Origin of the sequence: Methylobacterium sp. V23 (genome assembly GCF_002917135.1) — a bacterium.
In the GTDB taxonomy this organism is placed as follows: domain Bacteria; phylum Pseudomonadota; class Alphaproteobacteria; order Rhizobiales; family Beijerinckiaceae; genus Methylobacterium.
The window spans coordinates 213,907-232,190 of the sequence record NZ_PDHT01000001.1; the positions used below are offsets into that span (position 1 = coordinate 213,907).

Consider the following 18,284-nt stretch of genomic DNA (forward strand, 5'->3'; position numbering starts at 1 on the left):
CCGCGCGGCACGGAAGTTCGGGATGGGGCCGCCCGTCCGGAGGATCAGCGCTCGGCCCTCAGACCCTTGAGGAAGCGGCGTGCGACCTCGCGCACGGCCTCGTCGTCCCGGGTGTCGTCGTCGGCCTTGTCCCAGAGGTGGTCGACGCTGACCTCCAGGCTCTCGAGCAGGCCCGGGTGCTCCTGGGCCAGGAACCGGATCGTTCCGAACAGGAGGTGCTCGGTCGCGAGTTCGCGGTGGCGCGCGTCCGCGATCTGGGACTCGGCGGTGGAGGGGTCGGTTGCGTCATGGCTCATGCCGACACAACGAACGGCCCCGCCGGCGGTTCAGGCGCTCGGACGGTGTTCGCAAGGTTTCTCGTCGTCGTGGCAGGTTCTTTTTCGACTTGGCAGGTTTCTCGTCGACTTGGAACACGCGCGTCCGGTTCAGGGATGATCCCGGGTCGAAGATCTCGGCTTCAGGGTCTCGGACCAAAGATTGCGCACCCCGGATCACGGCCCGGTCACGCACGCCGATGCTTCCGTTTCGCCGCGGGTTCGGCGAGAACCGGGCGGCGCATGGGGGATCGGCCGATTCGACATCCCTCGACCCAGGATCCTCAGCAGACGCACCGGATGGCACCGATCTCTTCTTCCCGCGCGCACGGGTCAGGCCGCCGCATCGACACGGACCTCGCCGCCGGAACCGGTCTCGCGTTCGTGGCCGGCTTCGTCGACGCGGCCGCCTTCATCGCCCTGACCGGCCTGTTCACCGCCCACGTCACCGGCAACTTCGTGCTGCTGGGGGCCGAACTCGTCTCGACCTCGACCGGCGTCGTGGCCAAGCTCCTGGCCCTGCCGGCCTTCGTGGGAGCGGTCGCGGCCACCCGCCTGCTCGCCCTGGCTCTGGAGCGCCGCGGGCTGGCACCCCTGCGCTGGCTGCTGGCCCTCGAGATCGCCCTGCTGGCCACCTTCTGCGTCGCCGGCCTCGCCCTGTCCCCCCTCGGCTCTCCCGACGGCGTCGCGGCGGTGACGGTCGGGATGCTGGGCGTCGCGGCGATGGGGGTCCAGAACGCCATCGGGCGCCTCGGCCTCGCGCATCTCGCCGCCACGACGGTGATGACGGTCAACGTCACCCAGGCGGTGATCGATCTCGTCGACTGGGCGCGGGGCGCGGTGCCGCCGGACGGGGTGGCGCGGGGACGGATGCGCCGGATGCTGCCCGCGGTGCTGGCCTTCGCCGTCGGTGCCCTCGCGGGGGCCTTCGGCGTCGCCGCACTCTCGTTCGGATGCCTCGTCATCCCGATCGCGGTGCTCACGGTGCTCGCGTTCCTCCGCGGGGATTGAGGCGCGTCGCGGAACCGGCCCTCAGGGGCCGCAGGTGAGCAGCCCGTAGGCGGTCAGGCGCTGCCAGGTCATGCCCTCGACCGTCGCCATCGGTCTTACGTAGGGGTCCGCGAGCGGAAAGACGCGCGCCCCGTCCGGCGGCGCCTGGCCCTCCCGCAGGGGCACCACGATCCAGGCGGGCCCGTCCGGAGCCGCGCAGAGCGTCGCGACCGCACCGGCGGGCAGGTCGTCGGCCCGCGGGGGGACCGGGGGGGCAAACGGCCTGCGCTGGGCCTCGGTGGCGAGGCCGAGGGCGATCAGCCGGTCGATCCGCTCGGACCACAGCATCGCCAGGGGGCGCGAGAAGACGATGCTGGCCCCCTGCAGGTTGGTGATCCAGCTCGGCCGACCCAGCGCCAGCCAGGTCTCGGCCCGCCCGTCCAGCCAGAGCACCGCGCCCGGCCGGCGTGCGATGGCCTCGACGAGGCCGGGCAGCAGGGTGCGGTCCTCGATCCGCCGGAACGCGCGCGAGCGCTCGTCCCAGAGGCCCAGGAGCGCCAGGATCAGCGCCACGGCGAGGACCGGCCTGGCGATCCGGGACCGCTCGGCGGCGAGCCACGCGAGGCCGGCTCCGAAGGCGAGCGACGGCACGATCGGGAAGCTGCGGATCAGGCTCAGGCCCAGATGGGCGCCCTCGGGCCGGTTCGCGGCGAGCCAGCCGAGGGCGAGCGCCTCGAGGACGAGGCGGCCGGCGACGAGGAGGCCGACCAGGCCCAGCGTCGCGCGCATCAGGCCGCGCGACGGCGCCAGCCGATCCCGGCGGAGCGCCGCGTGGACGCCGACGGCGAGGAGGCCGGCGGCCGCCGCGATGCGGAGGTCCGTGGCGAACACCCAGGCGAGCCCCAGGAGGGCGAGGGTGATCCGGTCGCCCGGCGTCCCGCGCGAGAGGAGGGTGGCGCACAGGCCCAGGGCGGCGGCCCCGAGGACGGAGGTCACCCAGAGGAAGCGCCAGGGCTGGACCTGGATCACCAGGAGCGACGACCATTGCTCCTCGAACACCGCGGTGGCCGCCACCCCGCCGACGCCCGCCAGGAGCCCGGCCAGGAGGAGCCTGCGCGCCCGGATCGGAACGCGGGTCGCGGCGACGAGGATCGTGGCGGCCTGGACGAGGGGCGGGCCCCAGGCCTGGCTCGGCCAGAGCGTGGGGAAGAGGTCGGCGCAGCGCTGGCGCAGGATCTCGAGGAAGGCGGGATCGACGGGCTGCAGCAGGCGCGCGAACAGCGGCACGCCGAGGTGGGCGGCCCCCAGGACCGCGAGGAGGCCGGGAAGCAGGACCAGCAGCCAGCGCCGGTTCTCCGCCACCAGGGCGAGGCCGAGCACCGCCAGGCCGGCCAGGCCCATGATCGGGTGGACGAGGCTTCCCACGACCATGAAGGCCAGGGCCCATGCGCGGCGGCCGGACAGGCTCGCCGCGAGGCCGGCGAGGACCGCCGCCTCCGCCAGGGTCCGGGGCGTCGCCAGCGCCTCGCCGATGCGGAAGATGCCCGGATAGCCGTAAGAGGCGGGCAGGACCGCCATCGCCGCGAGGACGACCCAGCGCCGCCGGCCGGCGCCCAGGGCCGCCGCCAGGGCCGTTGCGGCGCAGAACCAGGCGATCAGCCCGACGAGGCTGACCGCCAGGGCGGCCGGACCGGGGCCGAGCGTCCCCACCAGCGCCCGCAGAACGACGGGGAACAGGCTGAAGCGCGACTGCCCGTCATGGGTGAACATGAGGTCGCGTCCGACCCCGTCCGGATCAAGGTCCGCCAGGGCCCGCCCGACGTAGATGCGGGCATCGCCGTCGATCCCCTCGTAGGGATGCAGCAGGAGGGTGAGACCCGCCATCCCGAGCACCGGCCAGGCCGCGCGGCGCAGGACCGACGCCCAGCGCGGAACGGTGCCGGTCACGGCGACGGATTCCGGGACTGCCACCGGGCCGTCGGAGGTCCCGGCCGTCGCGCGCATCGTCAGGCCGCCCGGCGCGGCACCATGCGCTCGCTCGTCAGGGCGTCCTGTGCGCCCGAGACGCCCGCCTCGGTGTATTCCGCATCCTCGTTCACGCACCACGGATCGTAGCGGCGCTCTCCGGCGAGGATGTTCTCCACCGTGAGCATCGCGGTCATCATCGCGTGGTCCTGGTTGTTGTACTTGTGCATGCCGTTGCGCCCGACGAGGTGCAGGCTCGGATAGGCGTGTTCGAGGTCCCGCCGGATGGTGGCGACGTGTGCCTTGTAGTCCTCGTCGTAGACCGGATAGGCCTTGGGCTGGCGCACGACGCAGGCGTCGACCACGTCCTCGGAGCGGATCAGCCCGATCTGCCCGATCTCGCGCTTGGCGAGGGCGATCAGGTCGGCATCGGACTGCGCCCAGAGTCCGTCGCCCTCGAAGCAGAAATACTCCAGGCCGAGGCAGGTATGCGCCGCATCGGGCACCATCTCGGGCGACCACGAGCGGAAGTTCTGCACGCGCCCGACCTGCACGGACGGATCGTGGATGTAGATCCAGTTGTCGGGGAAATTGCGGTCCGAGCGCGCGATCAGCGCCACGGTGAGGAAGTCGCGGTATTGCAGGGCGCGGGCCTGGAAGGTGCTGATCGGCGCCGGCGACAGCGATCCGACGAGCTCGCGCAGCGGCGCGGAGGAGATGACGTTGCGCGCCGTGAAGGTCTCGCGCGTGCCGTCGGCGGCCTTGGCCGTCACGGTCCAGAGGCCGGTCCGGGCCTCGTAATGCAGGCCGTCCACGCCCCGGTCGAGGCGCAGCGTTCCGCCCTGGGCCACAACCTTCGCGGCGGCCGCCTCCCACATCATGCCCGGCCCCTTGCGGGGATAGCGGAAGGACTCGATCAGCGTCTTGATCACGGGCTCGCCGGCGCGCGGCGCCTTGCGCAGGCCGAGGGAGCGAACCAGCGCGTCGCGGATCGCGGCCCCGAGATCGAGCCCGTTGATGCGTTGGGCCGCCCAGTCCGCCGAGATGGCGTCGCAGGACATGCCCCAGACCTTCTCCGTGTAGGTCTTGAAGAAGATCGAGAACAGACGCTCGCCGAAGCGGTTGCGGACCCAGTCGTGGAAGCTCTTGGGCTCCGCGATGGGACGGGCGCGCGCGTAGAGGTAGGAGGCGACGCAGGCCGTGCTCTCGAGGATGCCAAGGTTGCGCAGGGCCTCGAAGGCCTTGAGCGGATAGGCGTAGTACTTGCCCTTGTAGAAGATCCGCGACAGGCGCGGCCGCTCGATGAAATCGTCCGGCAGGAGCTCGTCCCAGAGCTCGACCACGGCCTTCGACTTCGAGAAGAAGCGATGGCCGCCGATGTCGAACAGGTAGCCGTTATGCGCGACCGTGCGGCTGATGCCGCCGACCTGGGCCGGATCCTTCTCCAGCACCGTCACCGAGCGCCCGGCCTTCGACAGCAGATACGCGGCGGTCAGGCCGGCGGGTCCCGCCCCGATCACGAGCGTTTCCGAGTGGTGGCTCATCGGGCAGGACCGTCAAGTTAACCGAAGGACGAAACACCCCCGGGGTAGCGCGGGAGTGGTTAAGGAAGCCCTGTCCGCGCCGGTGGCCGAGGCGCCCCGCCCGCCGGCCCAGGGCCCTCGGGATCCGACGCGCCGTCGCCGTCCCGCAGCGTGCGGCGGCCCTCCCGCCCGTCGACCCGGCGCCCCATATGCGGCGGGTCCTCCCGCCGTTCGGAACCGCCTTGCTCAAGATCGCCGCCCTCGCCTTCGTCCTCCTCTACCTCGCGCCCATCGCGATCTCCGCCGCCCTCTACGCCAGCCAGACCCGCGGGGACTGGCGCTCCGCCGACCGGTCCAGCACCGGCCTCCTGCCGCCGGCCGCGACCCACCCGGGGGCGATCGTCCGGATCTTCTCGGCCCGGACGGTGAGCTGGCGCGGCATCATCGCCACCCATAGCTGGATCGTGGTCAAGGATGCGGGGGCGTCCGCCTACCAGCGCTTCGACTACACGGCCTGGGGCCAGCCCATCTGGATCGACCGCTTCGTGCCCGACGGGCGCTGGTTCGGCAGCGTGCCCGACACCATCGTGGCGGCCGACGATGCGGCCGCGGAAGCCATGATCCCGCGTATCCGGGAGACGATCCGAACCTACCGCTACGCGCAGCCAGGGGATTACACGGTGTGGCCGGGCCCGAACTCGAACACCTTCGTGGCCGCCGTGATGAGCGCGGTGCCGGAGATGGCGGCGAGCCTGCCGGCCACCGCGATCGGCAAGGACTTCCCCTACGATGGCCGCTGGATCGGCCTGACGCCATCGCGAACCGGCCTGCGGCTCAACCTCGGCGGCTATGTCGGGCTGACGGTGGGTTGGGTCGAAGGCCTCGAGGTGAACCTGCTCGGTGCCGTGGCGGGCCTCGATCTGCGGCGTCCGGCGCTCAAGCTCCCCGCCCTCGGGCGCGTGGGGTGGTGACGGGCTCGGCCCCCACCGGACTGCATCGAACCATCCGCCCGATCGACCGTTTCCTGGCAGCAGGAGGTGCGCTCATGACCGTCGTGGCTTCGAACAAGATCTGGCTTGAGGGCAGTACCGCGCGGACCGATGGGCTACCGGTCTCCGCCAATCCCTATCCGGCCGGATCGCAGGAGAGCGCGGACTGGCTGGAGGGCTACACCACCGTCGAGGCCGAGCAACTCGTCGCCAGTCCGGATGCCGGGGAGAACCTGTAGGCCGGGCTGGGACGGGTGATCCGCGCTAGTGCATGCGGCTCGCCTTGACCGTTCCGGTCGTCACCGGCTCCGCCAGGGCGGCGGCGAAGGGGTTCAGCCCCCGCTGGTCGACCACGCTGGCCGAGTACAACGACAGCGCCGCCAACAAACCAATCCCCAGCGTGGCCTTCAGAACCGTCCAGAGGCGGCCGGTAGCGGAGTGCATGGTTTCATCCCTGACGTGGCGTTCAGGCTGCTTCGGCCGGGTTCGTGGCACCATGATGGCCGGCTACGGGAAAGCGCCGTCCCTAGGGGGAGACATTAGCCGAGGGCGTGGTCGGTTTCGGGTGTCGCGGATGGCCGTGGTGGCCGTGGGACACCATCCCGATCAGTCCCAGTACGGCGACGGCGGCGAGGATGCGAGGCATCTCGATCAACGTGCCTCGCCGGAACCGGATCCATGGCGCCGCCGCTGGCCGCTCCGAGCTCGGTCGCGCTCGCAAGCGACGTTCGCGCCCGGGCAGGCGTGCACCGACGGCGATCCGGTCCCGTCCCTGCGCCATGCGGCCGGTTCGAGCCATACGGGGCAAGGACGGGCCGAGTTCAAGACCTGGGAACGGGCCGAACCCTGCGACTCCTTGCTTGGCATCGGCAAGGAACGCCCGTGGCTGCGAGGCATTCTCTGCTCACATCCAGACAGCCGTGGCATACCAACGGGTTCCCCGAATGCGCAACCATATCACGCCGGACCATTGTGCCCTGCCGGGGCCGTCGATCGAGGCGGGTCCGGGCTCCAGTGCCGCCCTCGGCACCCAGCGGCTCGAACGACTTCACGACGAGCGGGGCGGGGATGTGACCGGCCCACCGCCCAGGCCGCCCGGTGCCGGCGTTTCGCCGACCTCGGACTTCGAAGGCTTCGGCTCGTTCTCCTGAGCCACCCCACCCCAGACCGCGTTCCCGACGTGATCGCTCTCCCCTGACAGGATTTTTACGATGACCACCCTGACCCATCTCGATGCCACGCCGCTCCAGACCACGAACGATGTCCGCAAGGCCGACGCCAATCGGACCGGGCTGGACAGCACGTCGATGAACCGCGAACACCGTGTCGGAAACACCGTCGACCAGGTGGATCAGGTCAGCAGCGTGACCCTGCTCGGCTTTGCGGTGGCCGGTTCGATCGTGATGCTCGCCGCCCATTGGCTGGTGGGCTGAACCTCCGGGGCGACCGGAGGTCGCCGATCGCTCGTAGCCCCATGGTGAGTACCGATAACATGGACGGATTGATGACCCGCACCTTTCTCACCCGCGCCGCCCTGGCGCTCGCCCTGTCGGCCTCGCCCATGACGGGCGCCGCCTGGGCGGAGTCGCTCGCACCCACCGGTGGCGCGGGAAACACCGGGGTGACCACCCCGTCCATGGCGCCGGGCGCCGCGCCGCGGGCCAGCGACGCTGGAGGTCGCCCTGCGCCGAACGTCGTGGGCAATCCGAGCCCGAATTCCATTCCCGGAAGCAGCCCGGGCCTGAACATCGGCGGCACGCCGACCAGCGGACCGCCCGGGACCGGTGGCGCAGCGGGCGGTCCGTCGATCGGAAACCAGTAGCGGGGCAAACCGCCGGTCCGGGGGCGATGCCCCTGACGCCAACCCCCGGCTGCCGGCGATCGGAGAGGTCGTGAGGAAGGCACCGGAGCGGTCGGTCTACTGGGAGAGCCACCATCCGGCCTGCGGCGTTCGCACAACCGCCGGATGAACCCGGCTCCGCCGTTCGTCTACCTCAGGCCTCCCGAGATCCGGGGGCCGCAGCCTTGACACCCGCGCGGTTCACGCCGTGGCGGGTGTTTTTTCGGCGCCCTCCTGCAACACCGCCACGAATCGTCCCGTGCGACGGGTTTTGGTTGGATCGACCGACCGGACAGGGCGTCCGCGCGGCGCAGGAGTGGCGCGCTGTGCTTCGATAAAGGCGACAACGCCGATCGCGATCCAGCGACCGGTCTTATAGGCAAGACCTGCGATGCCCAGCACAGGGCTGTCTTCCGACGGCTCTTTGGATCTCGTCGCGAAGGGCCGATGCAAACGTGAGAAGATCTTCATGGGCCACCGCGAAGGTCATTTCTGCGGAGGCCGATCCGAACGGCCAGTCGCCCGAAGGCGCGTCCGCACCGGAGATGCCGCAGGCGCGACGCTCGTCCTCGCCTGCTCTTCGTGTGGTGTTCCTGCGTTGAGGTCGACGCCCGATCAACCGTTGGGCCTCATCGCGCCCGCCCGGCTCCGGCCGCGGCGGGTTTTCCTTTGCGGGTTTTCCTCGCCAGGTTTTCCTGGGCGGGTCTCGATGGGAACGACGGAGCGGGCGGACTGTTGCCCTGGTGACCTCGCAACCAGGACCTCCCATGATCAGAACTGCCGCCCTCGCTCTCGGCGCCTCCCTCTTCAGCTTGTCCGCCCTGGCCCAGCCCGCCACGGCCCCCGGGGCCGCCCCCGGCCAACCGCGCGGCGCCGTGGTTCAGGGCCAGCCGAACACCACCGGCAACGACCCCAGCGTGTCCGTCTCACGGGGTGCGACCGGGGCCGAGACGGCGACCACGGACTCGGCCGCGGGTGGTAACGCCGGCAAGCCCGAGCAGGCCGTTCCCAACAGCAGCGCCGGTGGCCGCTGAGACCTGACGGTCTTCAGCAGGAGCCGTCTTCAGCAAGACATGATCTTGGCAAGATCTGCTCTTGGCAGATCTGCTCCTGGCAAGACTAGAACGAGCGACCCGCCCGGCTCACGCCGCGGTGGGTTCTTCTTGTCCGCGGGCAAGGCTTTGACGCCAAACTCACCCATCGTCGATGGCAAAGCTCACCCATCATCGATGGCGATGTCGAACGCCATGCCGCGACCGGGTCCCTGGTCGGCGTAGTCGACGAGGGCGTAGCCGCGCTCGCGCAAGGCGGCGTCGAGAGCGTCCCGGTGCTTTCGGAACGTCTGCCCGATCGCCAGCGGCGTCAGGCGCGGATTGCCCTGACGAAGCTGGTCGACGCCGATGCTCAAGGGCGCGCCCTCGCGATCGGCGATGCGGATGAGGGCGGATGCCAGATCCGCGGCCTTGGTCTCGGCTGCCGATTTCGCCTTGAATGCCATGATGGGATCCTCGTCTCGTCTCGTCCGCGATAGGGGCTGGCCCGGGCGGGTCCCGCCGCGTCCCAGCCTCTCCATCACTCCAGTGATCGATCGCGGGCCTGCGCCCTTCGGACCCTCTGGCATGGGAGGCGGTCCACGCCGGGCACCCGTATCGGCACCGGGCCGCATCCCGGCTCAGATCGTGTTCCGCATTCGTTCTAGCAGATGCGCGGTCGGGATGCACGGGCGAACCGGTCTTCCTGGCAGGTTCGGCGCACCGGACAGAGCCGCCTCCGCGGCGGCGGCAGAGCCGAACGAGGATCAGGGAGCGCGAGGATCGTCGGCCCCCTACAACCAGGCTATAGTATCCGGATCACAAGGACGTGTTTCGCGCCGACGAACTTAACGCATGATAGGATCTGCCTCCGATCAGGGTCACATCAAGCAGAGGTAACGCGGCGTTCACTGAAGCTCTTGACGAAGACCTAAGGCCTTCTGGGCTCAATGCGATGCATGATGCTTACCCTCGTCGCGCTTCTGGAAAGCCAGGCTATCCTCTCCGTCCTGGCCGCAGCGACGATCTGCACCCTGAGCGCTTGGCTGACGCTTCACCTGCTCCGGAACGCCGAAGCCGCGCCGGCGATCCGGCGCGGGCGATGGCTGGCCGGCACGGCCCTCGCGGCCGGTCTCGGAGTCTGGACCACGCATTTCCTCGGCATGCTCGGATACCGGACCGACGTCATCCTGGGTTTCCACTCCGGTACCACCATCGCGTCCGCCCTGATCGCGGTGGTGGCGGTGGGCGTGCCCTTCGCGCTCTCGGCCCTGCCGAAGGGCCGCCTGGCCCGGGGCCTCCTGGGTGCGGTGGCGGGGCTGGGCATCGGCGCGATGCACATCACCGGTATGTCCGCCCTCGAAGGCTGCACACAGAGCCAGTCGGGCACGGCCAACGCCTTGGCGTACCTGCTGGGGGCGGTGGTGATGGCGGGGGTTCGCCTCCTGCCGGGGCGACGGCCCTTCGCTGCGATCGCCTGCGCGCTCATCGTCCTGGCGGTGTGCGGAACACACTTCACCTCCCTGGCCGGGACGGTGCTGGAGGGGCAGCCCACCGCGGCGCTCGGCCCGAACATCCAAGTCGCGCTGAGCATCCTGACCGCTGCCGGCGCGGCGATCCTGATCACCGGTGCCTTCATCGCCCTGGCGGCAACCCGGCGTTTCGAGGCCCAGGAACAGGCCCACCTGAACGTCCTGGCGACGGCGCTCCAGAACATGTCCAACGGCATCCTGAAGATCTCGTCCGCGGGAACCATCGAGCTCTACAACCAGCGCCTTCTCGCCATGCTCGGCCTCGCTCCGGGCGCCGTCCGGGTCGGGATGCCTCTCGCGGACTTTCTCCGGGCCACGGGGAATGCCAACGGATGGGATGCGGAGCGCATCGCCCGTGTGGTGGGCAACCACTGGCTCTGGATGGGCAGCGACGGGGAGACCCGGGTCGAGCACCTCTTCGACGACGGCCGGATCCTGTCGATCGCCTGCCAGCCCGTCGCCGACGGGGCCGTCCTGACCTACGACGACGTGACCCGGGACCGGCGCGCCCAGGCGGAGATCTCGCAACTGGCCTATCACGACCCCCTCACGGGTCTGTGCAACCGGCGCGCGCTCAACGAACGGATGCGCGCCGCGTATCAGGCCGCGGCCCGATCCACCCTGCTCCTGCTCGATCTCGACCGGTTCAAATTCGTCAACGACACCTTCGGCCACGCGATCGGGGACCAGTTGCTCGTCGCGGTGGCGGGCCGGCTGCGCACGCTGATCGGCGAGGCGGACTTCATCGCCCGGCACGGCGGCGACGAACTCGCGATCCTCACGCCAGGCGATGCGACCACGGCCAAGGCCCTCGCGGACCGGATCGTGGCGGAGATCGAGAGGCCCTACACCCTCGCGAGCATGACCGTGGTCGTCGGCTGCAGCATCGGCGTGTGCAGCGTCGACGACAGCACCAGCCCCAGCGACCTGATGCAGCGGGCCGACATCGCCCTGTACGAAGCCAAGCGCCGGGGCCGCGGGTTGGCGGTCGGCTACCAGCCCGGGATGATCGAGGCGATCGCCGCCCGCGGGCATCTCGAGAACGACCTGCGCGGCGCACTCGCCCTGCGGCAGTTCTACCTCGTCTATCAGCCGATCCTGTCGCTCACGAGCGACCGGATCGTCTCCTGCGAAGCCTTGATCCGCTGGAACCATCCGCACCGCGGACTGGTCTCGCCGGATGAGTTCATTCCCCTCGCCGAGGAGAACGGGCTGATCGTCTCGATCGGGCAATGGGTGCTGGACCAGGCCTGCCGGGAGGCCGCGACCTGGCCGGACGAGCGGCATCTGGCCGTCAACGTGTCCGCGGTCCAGCTCCGTTCGCCCCTCCTGCTGGCGCATGTCTCCGAGGCTCTGGCCCGGAGCGGCCTGCCCGCGAGCCGGCTCGAGCTCGAACTGACGGAGACGGCGCTCGTCGAGGACGGGCCGCAGATCGCCCATACCCTGGACGCCCTGCGCCGGCTCGGCATCAAGATCGCGATGGACGATTTCGGGACGGGCTACTCCTCCCTCGCCCACCTGCGCGATCTTCCCCTCGACCGGATCAAGATCGATCGCAGCTTCGTCGCCGCGGCCCTGAACGACCGCCAATCCCTGGCGGTGATCAAGGCGGTGACGCAGATGGGCCGGGACATGAACATCCCGACCCTGGCGGAGGGCGTGGAGAGCCGCGAGCAGCTCGATCTCCTCCGGGCGATCGGCTGCGACGCGGTCCAGGGCTACCTGATCGGCCGGCCCGCCCGTCCCCAGGCGCGCGCCTACCCGGAGAGCGGCACCCGGGCGGCGTAGGCGCCGGACCGCCCGGCAGCCCGCTTCGGCCGGCCGCCGGTGAAGGCGGTGCAACCGCCCGGGGGCTGAACCTCCGGGCGTCCGGTGGTGTGAATGTTAACCCAATCTGGGTGATCGATCGGGTGGCGGCGCGCGGTCGGGACCTGTCCGGATCATCACGCGTTCGGGGGCGTCTTCCGCCCGTTCAGGTAGAGCGATGCAGAACGATTCACGGCTGTTCAGCCTGCCCCGCTGGCGCGTGACACGGTGGCTGACCGATGCGGGCCACGACGTCCCCGACGAGATCCGCAAGGCCCTCGTGGCGAGCCTGTTCGGGACGCTGCCGATCTTCGCCGGGGGGGTCCTGAACACCCTCGCGGTCTCGGCGCTCGTGGCATGGCGGATGCCGCAGAAGCCGTTCCTGCTCTGGTGTGTGCTGGAGTGCGGCATCTGCCTCACCCGCCTCCTGGTGCTCGTCATCGCGCAGCGGGCCGCCGCCGCGCGCCGCAGGACCCCGACCGACCTCTACATCCTGCTCGGCCTCGCCTGGGCCGCGAGCGTCGGCTACGGCACCTTCATCAGCCTGACCAGCGGCGACTGGGTCGTGGCGACTCTGGCCTGCCTCTCCGCGGCGGCCATGGTCGGAGGCATCTCGTTCCGCAACTTCGGTGCGCCGCGCCTGGCGGGGGCGATGATTGTCCTGACGCTCGGCTCCTGCTGCCTCGCCGCGCCCTTCACCGGGGAGCCGCTCCTCCTCATCACATTCCTGCAGATCCCGTTCTACCTCGCGAGCATGAGCGCGGCCGGGTTTCGCCTGAACCGGATGCTGGTGGCCACCATGCAGGCCGAGCGCGACCATGCGTTCCGAGCCCGGCACGACAGCCTGACCGGCCTTCTGAACCGCGCCGGACTGGCGGACGCGATCGCGGCGCGGCGCGATGATCTCGCAGCCCTGCTGTATCTCGACCTCGATGGCTTCAAGGCCATCAACGACACGCATGGCCACGCCGCGGGGGATCAGCTGCTCCAGGCCGTCGCGGAGCGCCTGCGGACCAGCGCGCGGCCGCAGGATGTGGTCGCGCGCATCGGCGGCGACGAGTTCGTCGTCCTCACCGATGTCCTGGCGCCCGCGGCGCTGATCGCGTTCAGCGACCGGATCGTGGCGCAGATCTCCGTTCCCTTCGCCCTGGATCCCGCCCGGACGGTGCAGGTCGGGGTCAGTATCGGGATCGCGCTGGCGCCCGAGCATGGCACCGACCTGGCGGGCCTGCTCTCCGCAGCCGACGCGGCGCTCTATGCCGCCAAGGCCCTGGGCAAGAGCCGCAGCGCCCTCGCACCCCTGCGCGCGGCGGCCTGACCCGACGTGCAAGCAAGCGGTCGGGTTGGTCCGACTGCAGGGCCGGGCGACAATCCCTCGGGGCCGCGTGGCAAAGACCCAGTGACAAGCACCGGGTAAGCCCGGCGCCGGAGCGGGCGGGGCGCATCCGTGTTGGTGACCGCGCCCGGCGCGGCGTCGCTGGGCCGGCCGCGGATCGGTTTCGGCCGAGCTTGCGTTACCGTCCATCGCGACGGACCGGGCGGCACTGGCCTGATTCCCCGATGGCGGCACCTGGGAAAGAGAACGAACCATGGGAACGATCGCGGCAACGCTGGCGACCATCGCGGCGTCCACCTATTCCGACACCCTCGCCGGACTTCCCGCGGGCTTCTCGCCCCTCACGGCCCCAGGGCTCACGAACGGCGCTTACGCCAACCAGAACGCGTACGGGGCGGCGGTGACCGGCACGTTCGGCAATCAAGCCGTCGTCGTCCTGAGCTTCCGGGGGAGCGACGACCGGCAGGATTGGATCAACAACCTGCGCGATATCAACGCCGACTACACCAAGTTCTCCCCGCTGATATCCGCCGTCGACAGCTATGCGTCGCAGCACGACGCCACGGTGATCGTCACGGGACACAGTCTCGGCGGCGCCTTGACCCAGGTCTTCATGGCCAATCATCCGGACACCGGAGACGTGGTCTATCAGGCCGCGACCTTCGGCTCTCCCGGCGCCCTGATCGCATCCGCCGCGGATGACCGCATCGTGAACTACGAGATCGCCGACGACCCGGTGCCTTATCTGGGGATGTACCGGGCCGAGATCGGGCAGACGGCCAGCGCCGACCCGATCTATGCCGGCACCGTGTCCGTGGGACTGTCCACCGCGATCGGGGACGGGGTCACGCCCCAGGACGTGGCGGCCTCCATCCCGAGCCTGACCGCCGACTACGTCAATCGCGGCACCACGGACTACCTCCCGGGGATCAACGGGACGCAGACCACCCTCACATCATCGCAGTTCCTCGATGCGGGCAAATTCCTGAACACCTTCGTGACCTACGGCGCCGAGCACGACGTCTCCGTGTATGTCGCCCGCAGCGGCACCGCATCCGTGCCCGATCCGGTGATTCGGAGCGCCGCGGCCACGGCCGACCAGCCCGATCCGGTGTATCGCTTCTACGACACCAAGACCGGCGATCATTTCTACACGACCAGCGCGGCGGAGAAGGCACAGATCCAGGCCACGCTCCCGGGCTTCACCTTCGAGGGTACGCCGTGGTCCGTCCCGGACGAGAGCGCCGCCACCCACGACGTCTTCCGCTTCTACGATACGAAGACGGGGACCCACTTCTTCACCGACAGCGTGAACGAGCGCGACACCATCCGGGCGAGCCTCCCGAACTACACCTACGAGGGCGTCGCGTTCGAGGCCTACAACGATGCGAACGGCGCGGGGCACATCACCCTGGAGCGCTTCTACAACACGCAGACCGGCCTGCATCACTTTGCGGGCAATGCCGAGGAAGCTGCCGGCATCGTTCAGGGGGCTGCGGGCCCGGGCTGGGTCGACGAGGGCAAGGCCTTCACCGTGCACGTCCCGACGGACGGCCTGCTGCACGCCTGAGCCATCGCCCGGTCCGGCATCCTCGGTCCCGACCGACGCGATGCCGGCGCCCTGGCAGGCCGCAGGGGCGGCGTGACGGTCATCGGGAAGCACCGGCCTACCTTCATCCCCTGGCTCACGTACGAAGGCCGTGGATCTCGATCGCCTGACGATCGCGGGGCGAGCGGGCGGCTTTGCGCCGCTCGGCTCTGCTGATCTGATGACGACCGCTGGCGCAAGCGCTTGGCGGCCCGATGACGGGGGCGGCCGGAGGCCGTCGGCGTATGTCTGCCCGTGTTCGATCACGACAGGGGCGTGATCGAGCGTGGAGAATACCACGCCGTTGCGAAACGCGTTTCGCCGCGTCCCGTCGCGGCACGCGCAGGCGCCTTTTCCCGAGGACGGCCCGGCGCAGTGGAGCGGGTCTCCGAGCCGACCGCCGCCATCGCGGCACGGACGGATCCGGCGATCAACGCGGGCCGACCACCTATCGGGGAGAGGGCTCGACGGGTCCGGGGCGGGGCACGACGCCACGCCGAGCCTGGCCCGGATGGGCGAGCGCAAGACGATCCTCCCACCGCCGAATCGGAACGCCGCGGCGGTCGGGTCGGCCATGAGCGTGTCGAACACGCCGACCCTGTCCGCCTCGAGGATGGCGTCCCGACTTCGACGTTCGCCGGTCGTTCGGGTCTCCATCCGGAACACTTGCGCGCCGCCGATCGAAGAAGCCCGGGACATTCTCGGGCTCCGGCTGCGCCATCATCCGCTCGACTCACTTACGTAATCGGACCGCTCGCATGCGGGGTGGGCGCGTGTTGCAATATCCAGTAAGGATAATTCATGTTCCGCGCGGAAGGGGATTGATAATTCTACTACCTTCGGTAGCTTCGATTTGATCAGAGACTCAAATTCAATCGGCGCCGGCCGGCGAACCATCCCATCCGAGCTTCAGAACATGAACGAGAACGTCAGCGGTCCCAACAGTCCAGCCGTAACTTCCCCCGCGATCGAAGATCTATTTGTCGCAAAAATTATCGTCTGCTTCGAGTCCTTGATGGGCTTTTTTGCTCTGATGACGTCTTCAGGCGAGTGGAAGGACGTGACGTCTTATTCCCCGAAGCTGTTGATCGACGGCACGACATCTGATGCGGGTGAAGCGCTGATGCGCCGTCGGGATGGGGCGGCTTGGCAGTATAGGCGCCAAACCGAGGACGAGGCTTTGGAGATCATGAGCCGCGATGCTTGGTAGCGGATCGCTCTCAGCTCACGTCAGCGCCCGCATCTGCACTTCCAAGACCGGCGCCATGGCCGTTCTCCAATGATCACCTTCGGCCATCTGCCTGATGCGTCGCGGACGGAGTCCAGGCTCTGGCTCGCGGATCCGATCGCGGATGCGCGCGCTTCGGGGAGGCTGGCCCGGGCGCCGGCAATCGTTGCGGGCCGGCAATCGATGCGGGCCAAGCGTGGCAGGCGAGCGAGGGGGAGGGCGACGATGGCTCGGACGGCACTTCTCAGCGCGCCCGTGGACACCCTCGCACGTCGCTTTCGTAAGCCGAGTTGAAACGGGACTTGAGCGTTTCAACTCGGCTCAGAAAAGTGGTGCCGGTTGCGGGACTTGAACTCGCGACCTACCGCTTACAAGGCGGTTGCTCTACCAGCTGAGCTAAACCGGCGTGCCGTCTTGCGCTACCAGTGCCGTTGGCCCCGCGCAAGCCCGCGTGACGTTCCGGTGCCGGATCGTCGGGCGTCAGGCGGCGCGATCGTCGAGGCGGCGGGTATCGGCGAAGATGCGGCCGTCCGGGAAGCGGTAGCGGATGGTCTCCGTGAGGCGTCCCTGGGCGCGGACATCGATGGCGGCCGGGCAGGTGAGCTGGTCCTGCACCGCCATGGCTTCGACCGCCGTCATCGGGACGTCGCGGTCCCCGCCGAGCTGGCGCCACCACTGGACCGCCTTCTCACGCGGGTAACCGACCTGCCCGAGGCCGACCACGATCCGGTGGTGCCGGCCGTCGCGGAGGTGGAACGTGACCGCGAGGTCTTCCGCGGAACCGGAGCCGGCGCGGCTGGCGAAGGTCCAGCCGGCGACGGCCTGCCAGGCCGATTCGGCGCGGACGGGCATCGGCCGGGAGAGGATCGGATGGGCGTCGTCGGCGGAGGCCTCGTGGCTCGGGTCACCCATGTCCGCCTCGGGCTCGACCCAGCAGGCCTCGCAGGTGCTGGCATTGAGGGCAATCAGCGCGCCGCAGCCCGGGCAGGGCTTCGCCCGGATCTCGCCCTCGCGGCCACGAATCGCGGCGGCGCTGCGCGCGGTGACGATGTCAACCGGGCCGTGCATGCGGACGAGGCCGGCATAGTCGAGGATCAGGGCATCCGCCTTGTCCGGGGCCCGGCGCAGGGCGCGACCGACCTGCTGCACGTAGAGCCCGGTGCTCTGGGTCGGCCGCAGCAGGGCGACGAGGTCGACCTCCGGCACGTTGAAGCCGGTGGCGAGGACGCCGACGGAGGTCAGGCAGCGGATCCGGCCCTCGCGGAACGCCCGGACGATGCGGTCCCGCGCCCGCTTGGGCGTCTCGCCCGAGAGGGTCTCGCAGGTGTGGCCCTCGGCCCGGATCGCGTCGCGCACCGCCGTGGCGTGGGCGACGCCGGCGCAGAAGGCGAGCCAGGCCCGGCGGCCCTGCCCGTAGCCGACCATCTCCTCCACCGCCGCGCGGGTGATCCAGTCCTGGTTGACGGCCGCCTCCAGGGCGCTCGGGATGTAGTCGCCCCCGCGCCGCGGCACGCCCGTGACGTCGAGGGTCGTGGCGGTGGCCTTGGAGATGAGCGGCGCGAGGTAGCCCTGATGGATCAGGTCGCCGACATTGGCCTCGTAGACGATGGCTTCGAAGAGCCGGCCCGGGCCCTCGTCCAGGCGCCCGCTGTCGAGGCGGTAGGGCGTGGCGGTCAGGCCGACCACGCGCAGGTCCGGACGCTCGGCGCGCAGGGCGGCCAGGAAGCGGCCGTAGCGGGTCTCGGCGTCGCGGGGGATGAGATGGGCTTCGTCCACGACCACGAGGTCGAAGGCGTCGAGGTCGCGGGTCCGGTTCCAGATCGACTGGATCCCGCAGAACAGCACCTGCGCGCCGGCATCCCGTCGGCCGAGGCCGGCGGAGTAGATGCCCGCCGGTGCCTCCGGCCAGAGCGCCAGGAGTTCGCGGTGGTTCTGCGCGATGAGTTCGCGGCTGTGGGTGACGACGACGATGCGATGGCGGGGCGCGCGATCGAGCATCTCCCGCACCAGGGCGGCGATCACCAGCGACTTGCCGGCACCGGTGGGCAGGACGATGAGGCCGGGGCCTTCCTGCCGAGCCCAGGACGCGTAGAGGGCGTCGAGGCTGGCGCGCTGATAGGGGCGAAGATCCATCGGCGGCGC

The 18,284-nt window shown here is 70.1% G+C and carries 18 protein-coding genes and 1 tRNA gene; 11 read left to right on the forward strand and 8 right to left on the reverse strand.

Features of this window, described 5'->3' with window-relative positions:
* Positions 1-44: 44 nt before the first annotated feature.
* Complete coding sequence (locus CRT23_RS00950) at positions 45-296, reverse strand: hypothetical protein (protein WP_181017221.1); 252 nt, start codon at positions 294-296, stop codon at positions 45-47.
* 318 nt (positions 297-614) lie between these two features.
* Here CRT23_RS00950 and CRT23_RS00955 point away from each other — a divergent pair, with 318 nt between their 5' ends.
* On the forward strand, positions 615-1,325 hold the full coding sequence (locus tag CRT23_RS00955) for a YoaK family protein (RefSeq protein ID WP_103708237.1): 711 nt from the start codon (positions 615-617) through the stop codon (positions 1,323-1,325).
* Between the two features lie 21 nt (positions 1,326-1,346).
* On the opposite strand, the gene CRT23_RS00960 is transcribed toward CRT23_RS00955, so the two are convergent.
* Positions 1,347-3,308: a hypothetical protein gene (locus tag CRT23_RS00960; RefSeq protein WP_103708238.1), complete on the reverse strand. Its 1,962-nt coding sequence runs from the start codon at positions 3,306-3,308 to the stop codon at positions 1,347-1,349.
* A 2-nt stretch (positions 3,309-3,310) separates the two neighbouring features.
* Positions 3,311-4,813: an NAD(P)/FAD-dependent oxidoreductase gene (locus CRT23_RS00965; RefSeq protein WP_055947064.1), complete on the reverse strand. Its 1,503-nt coding sequence runs from the start codon at positions 4,811-4,813 to the stop codon at positions 3,311-3,313.
* Between the two features lie 188 nt (positions 4,814-5,001).
* Here CRT23_RS00965 and CRT23_RS00970 point away from each other — a divergent pair, with 188 nt between their 5' ends.
* Positions 5,002-5,763 (forward strand): DUF3750 domain-containing protein, encoded by a 762-nt coding sequence (locus CRT23_RS00970; protein WP_103708239.1) that lies wholly within the window; start codon positions 5,002-5,004, stop codon positions 5,761-5,763.
* Positions 5,764-5,837: 74 nt separating this feature from the next.
* Positions 5,838-6,020, forward strand: coding sequence for a hypothetical protein (locus tag CRT23_RS00975; protein ID WP_055947067.1), 183 nt, complete (start codon positions 5,838-5,840; stop codon positions 6,018-6,020).
* 25 nt (positions 6,021-6,045) lie between these two features.
* Here the strand turns inward: CRT23_RS00975 and CRT23_RS00980 are convergent, their stop codons facing one another.
* The gene (locus tag CRT23_RS00980; RefSeq protein WP_055947068.1) at positions 6,046-6,225 is read right to left on the reverse strand and encodes a hypothetical protein; all 180 of its coding nucleotides are present in this window, start codon (positions 6,223-6,225) and stop codon (positions 6,046-6,048) included.
* Positions 6,226-6,725: 500 nt separating this feature from the next.
* Between CRT23_RS00980 and CRT23_RS00985 the strand changes: the two genes are divergently transcribed.
* From CRT23_RS00985 to CRT23_RS00995, 3 genes are all read left to right on the forward strand, one after another.
* The gene (locus CRT23_RS00985; protein ID WP_103708240.1) at positions 6,726-6,932 is read left to right on the forward strand and encodes a hypothetical protein; all 207 of its coding nucleotides are present in this window, start codon (positions 6,726-6,728) and stop codon (positions 6,930-6,932) included.
* Between the two features lie 60 nt (positions 6,933-6,992).
* Positions 6,993-7,214 (forward strand): hypothetical protein, encoded by a 222-nt coding sequence (locus CRT23_RS00990; protein WP_055947070.1) that lies wholly within the window; start codon positions 6,993-6,995, stop codon positions 7,212-7,214.
* Between the two features lie 71 nt (positions 7,215-7,285).
* Positions 7,286-7,603, forward strand: coding sequence for a hypothetical protein (locus CRT23_RS00995; RefSeq protein WP_103708539.1), 318 nt, complete (start codon positions 7,286-7,288; stop codon positions 7,601-7,603).
* A gap of 219 nt (positions 7,604-7,822) precedes the next feature.
* Here CRT23_RS00995 and CRT23_RS27665 read toward each other — a convergent pair whose 3' ends face one another.
* Positions 7,823-8,092: a hypothetical protein gene (locus CRT23_RS27665; RefSeq protein WP_146056307.1), complete on the reverse strand. Its 270-nt coding sequence runs from the start codon at positions 8,090-8,092 to the stop codon at positions 7,823-7,825.
* 296 nt (positions 8,093-8,388) lie between these two features.
* Between CRT23_RS27665 and CRT23_RS01000 the strand changes: the two genes are divergently transcribed.
* The gene (locus CRT23_RS01000) at positions 8,389-8,655 is read left to right on the forward strand and encodes a hypothetical protein (RefSeq protein WP_103708241.1); all 267 of its coding nucleotides are present in this window, start codon (positions 8,389-8,391) and stop codon (positions 8,653-8,655) included.
* 182 nt (positions 8,656-8,837) lie between these two features.
* Here CRT23_RS01000 and CRT23_RS01005 read toward each other — a convergent pair whose 3' ends face one another.
* Positions 8,838-9,119: an adenylosuccinate synthase gene (locus CRT23_RS01005; protein ID WP_103708242.1), complete on the reverse strand. Its 282-nt coding sequence runs from the start codon at positions 9,117-9,119 to the stop codon at positions 8,838-8,840.
* Positions 9,120-9,611: 492 nt separating this feature from the next.
* Here CRT23_RS01005 and CRT23_RS01010 point away from each other — a divergent pair, with 492 nt between their 5' ends.
* The 4 genes from CRT23_RS01010 to CRT23_RS01030 all read left to right on the forward strand — a co-directional run bounded on the left by CRT23_RS01010 (position 9,612) and on the right by CRT23_RS01030 (position 16,124).
* Complete coding sequence (locus tag CRT23_RS01010) at positions 9,612-11,972, forward strand: EAL domain-containing protein (protein ID WP_181017222.1); 2,361 nt, start codon at positions 9,612-9,614, stop codon at positions 11,970-11,972.
* A gap of 196 nt (positions 11,973-12,168) precedes the next feature.
* Positions 12,169-13,308: a GGDEF domain-containing protein gene (locus CRT23_RS01015; protein ID WP_103708244.1), complete on the forward strand. Its 1,140-nt coding sequence runs from the start codon at positions 12,169-12,171 to the stop codon at positions 13,306-13,308.
* 271 nt (positions 13,309-13,579) lie between these two features.
* Positions 13,580-14,896, forward strand: coding sequence for a hypothetical protein (locus CRT23_RS01020; RefSeq protein ID WP_103708245.1), 1,317 nt, complete (start codon positions 13,580-13,582; stop codon positions 14,894-14,896).
* Positions 14,897-15,830: 934 nt separating this feature from the next.
* A complete protein-coding gene (locus tag CRT23_RS01030) occupies positions 15,831-16,124 on the forward strand; it encodes a hypothetical protein (protein ID WP_103708247.1) in 294 nt (97 codons plus the stop codon).
* Between the two features lie 348 nt (positions 16,125-16,472).
* Here CRT23_RS01030 and CRT23_RS01035 read toward each other — a convergent pair.
* Together CRT23_RS01035 and CRT23_RS01040 are read right to left on the reverse strand one after the other, a co-directional pair.
* Positions 16,473-16,548, reverse strand: a tRNA-Thr gene (locus CRT23_RS01035).
* 74 nt (positions 16,549-16,622) lie between these two features.
* Positions 16,623-18,275, reverse strand: coding sequence for a DEAD/DEAH box helicase (locus CRT23_RS01040; protein WP_103708248.1), 1,653 nt, complete (start codon positions 18,273-18,275; stop codon positions 16,623-16,625).
* Positions 18,276-18,284: the final 9 nt, after the last annotated feature.

Bases quoted from the DNA above. Each gene is read 5' to 3' on its own strand.
- CRT23_RS00950 (WP_181017221.1), bottom strand. From the start codon at position 296: ATGAGCCATGACGCAACCGACCCCTCCACCGCCGAGTCCCAGATCGCG.
- CRT23_RS00955 (WP_103708237.1), top strand. From the start codon at position 615: ATGGCACCGATCTCTTCTTCCCGCGCGCACGGGTCAGGCCGCCGCATC.
- CRT23_RS00960 (WP_103708238.1), bottom strand. From the start codon at position 3,308: ATGCGCGCGACGGCCGGGACCTCCGACGGCCCGGTGGCAGTCCCGGAA.
- CRT23_RS00965 (WP_055947064.1), bottom strand. From the start codon at position 4,813: ATGAGCCACCACTCGGAAACGCTCGTGATCGGGGCGGGACCCGCCGGC.
- CRT23_RS00970 (WP_103708239.1), top strand. From the start codon at position 5,002: ATGCGGCGGGTCCTCCCGCCGTTCGGAACCGCCTTGCTCAAGATCGCC.
- CRT23_RS00975 (WP_055947067.1), top strand. From the start codon at position 5,838: ATGACCGTCGTGGCTTCGAACAAGATCTGGCTTGAGGGCAGTACCGCG.
- CRT23_RS00980 (WP_055947068.1), bottom strand. From the start codon at position 6,225: ATGCACTCCGCTACCGGCCGCCTCTGGACGGTTCTGAAGGCCACGCTG.
- CRT23_RS00985 (WP_103708240.1), top strand. From the start codon at position 6,726: ATGCGCAACCATATCACGCCGGACCATTGTGCCCTGCCGGGGCCGTCG.
- CRT23_RS00990 (WP_055947070.1), top strand. From the start codon at position 6,993: ATGACCACCCTGACCCATCTCGATGCCACGCCGCTCCAGACCACGAAC.
- CRT23_RS00995 (WP_103708539.1), top strand. From the start codon at position 7,286: ATGACCCGCACCTTTCTCACCCGCGCCGCCCTGGCGCTCGCCCTGTCG.
- CRT23_RS27665 (WP_146056307.1), bottom strand. From the start codon at position 8,092: ATGAAGATCTTCTCACGTTTGCATCGGCCCTTCGCGACGAGATCCAAA.
- CRT23_RS01000 (WP_103708241.1), top strand. From the start codon at position 8,389: ATGATCAGAACTGCCGCCCTCGCTCTCGGCGCCTCCCTCTTCAGCTTG.
- CRT23_RS01005 (WP_103708242.1), bottom strand. From the start codon at position 9,119: ATGGCATTCAAGGCGAAATCGGCAGCCGAGACCAAGGCCGCGGATCTG.
- CRT23_RS01010 (WP_181017222.1), top strand. From the start codon at position 9,612: ATGATGCTTACCCTCGTCGCGCTTCTGGAAAGCCAGGCTATCCTCTCC.
- CRT23_RS01015 (WP_103708244.1), top strand. From the start codon at position 12,169: ATGCAGAACGATTCACGGCTGTTCAGCCTGCCCCGCTGGCGCGTGACA.
- CRT23_RS01020 (WP_103708245.1), top strand. From the start codon at position 13,580: ATGGGAACGATCGCGGCAACGCTGGCGACCATCGCGGCGTCCACCTAT.
- CRT23_RS01030 (WP_103708247.1), top strand. From the start codon at position 15,831: ATGAACGAGAACGTCAGCGGTCCCAACAGTCCAGCCGTAACTTCCCCC.
- CRT23_RS01040 (WP_103708248.1), bottom strand. From the start codon at position 18,275: ATGGATCTTCGCCCCTATCAGCGCGCCAGCCTCGACGCCCTCTACGCG.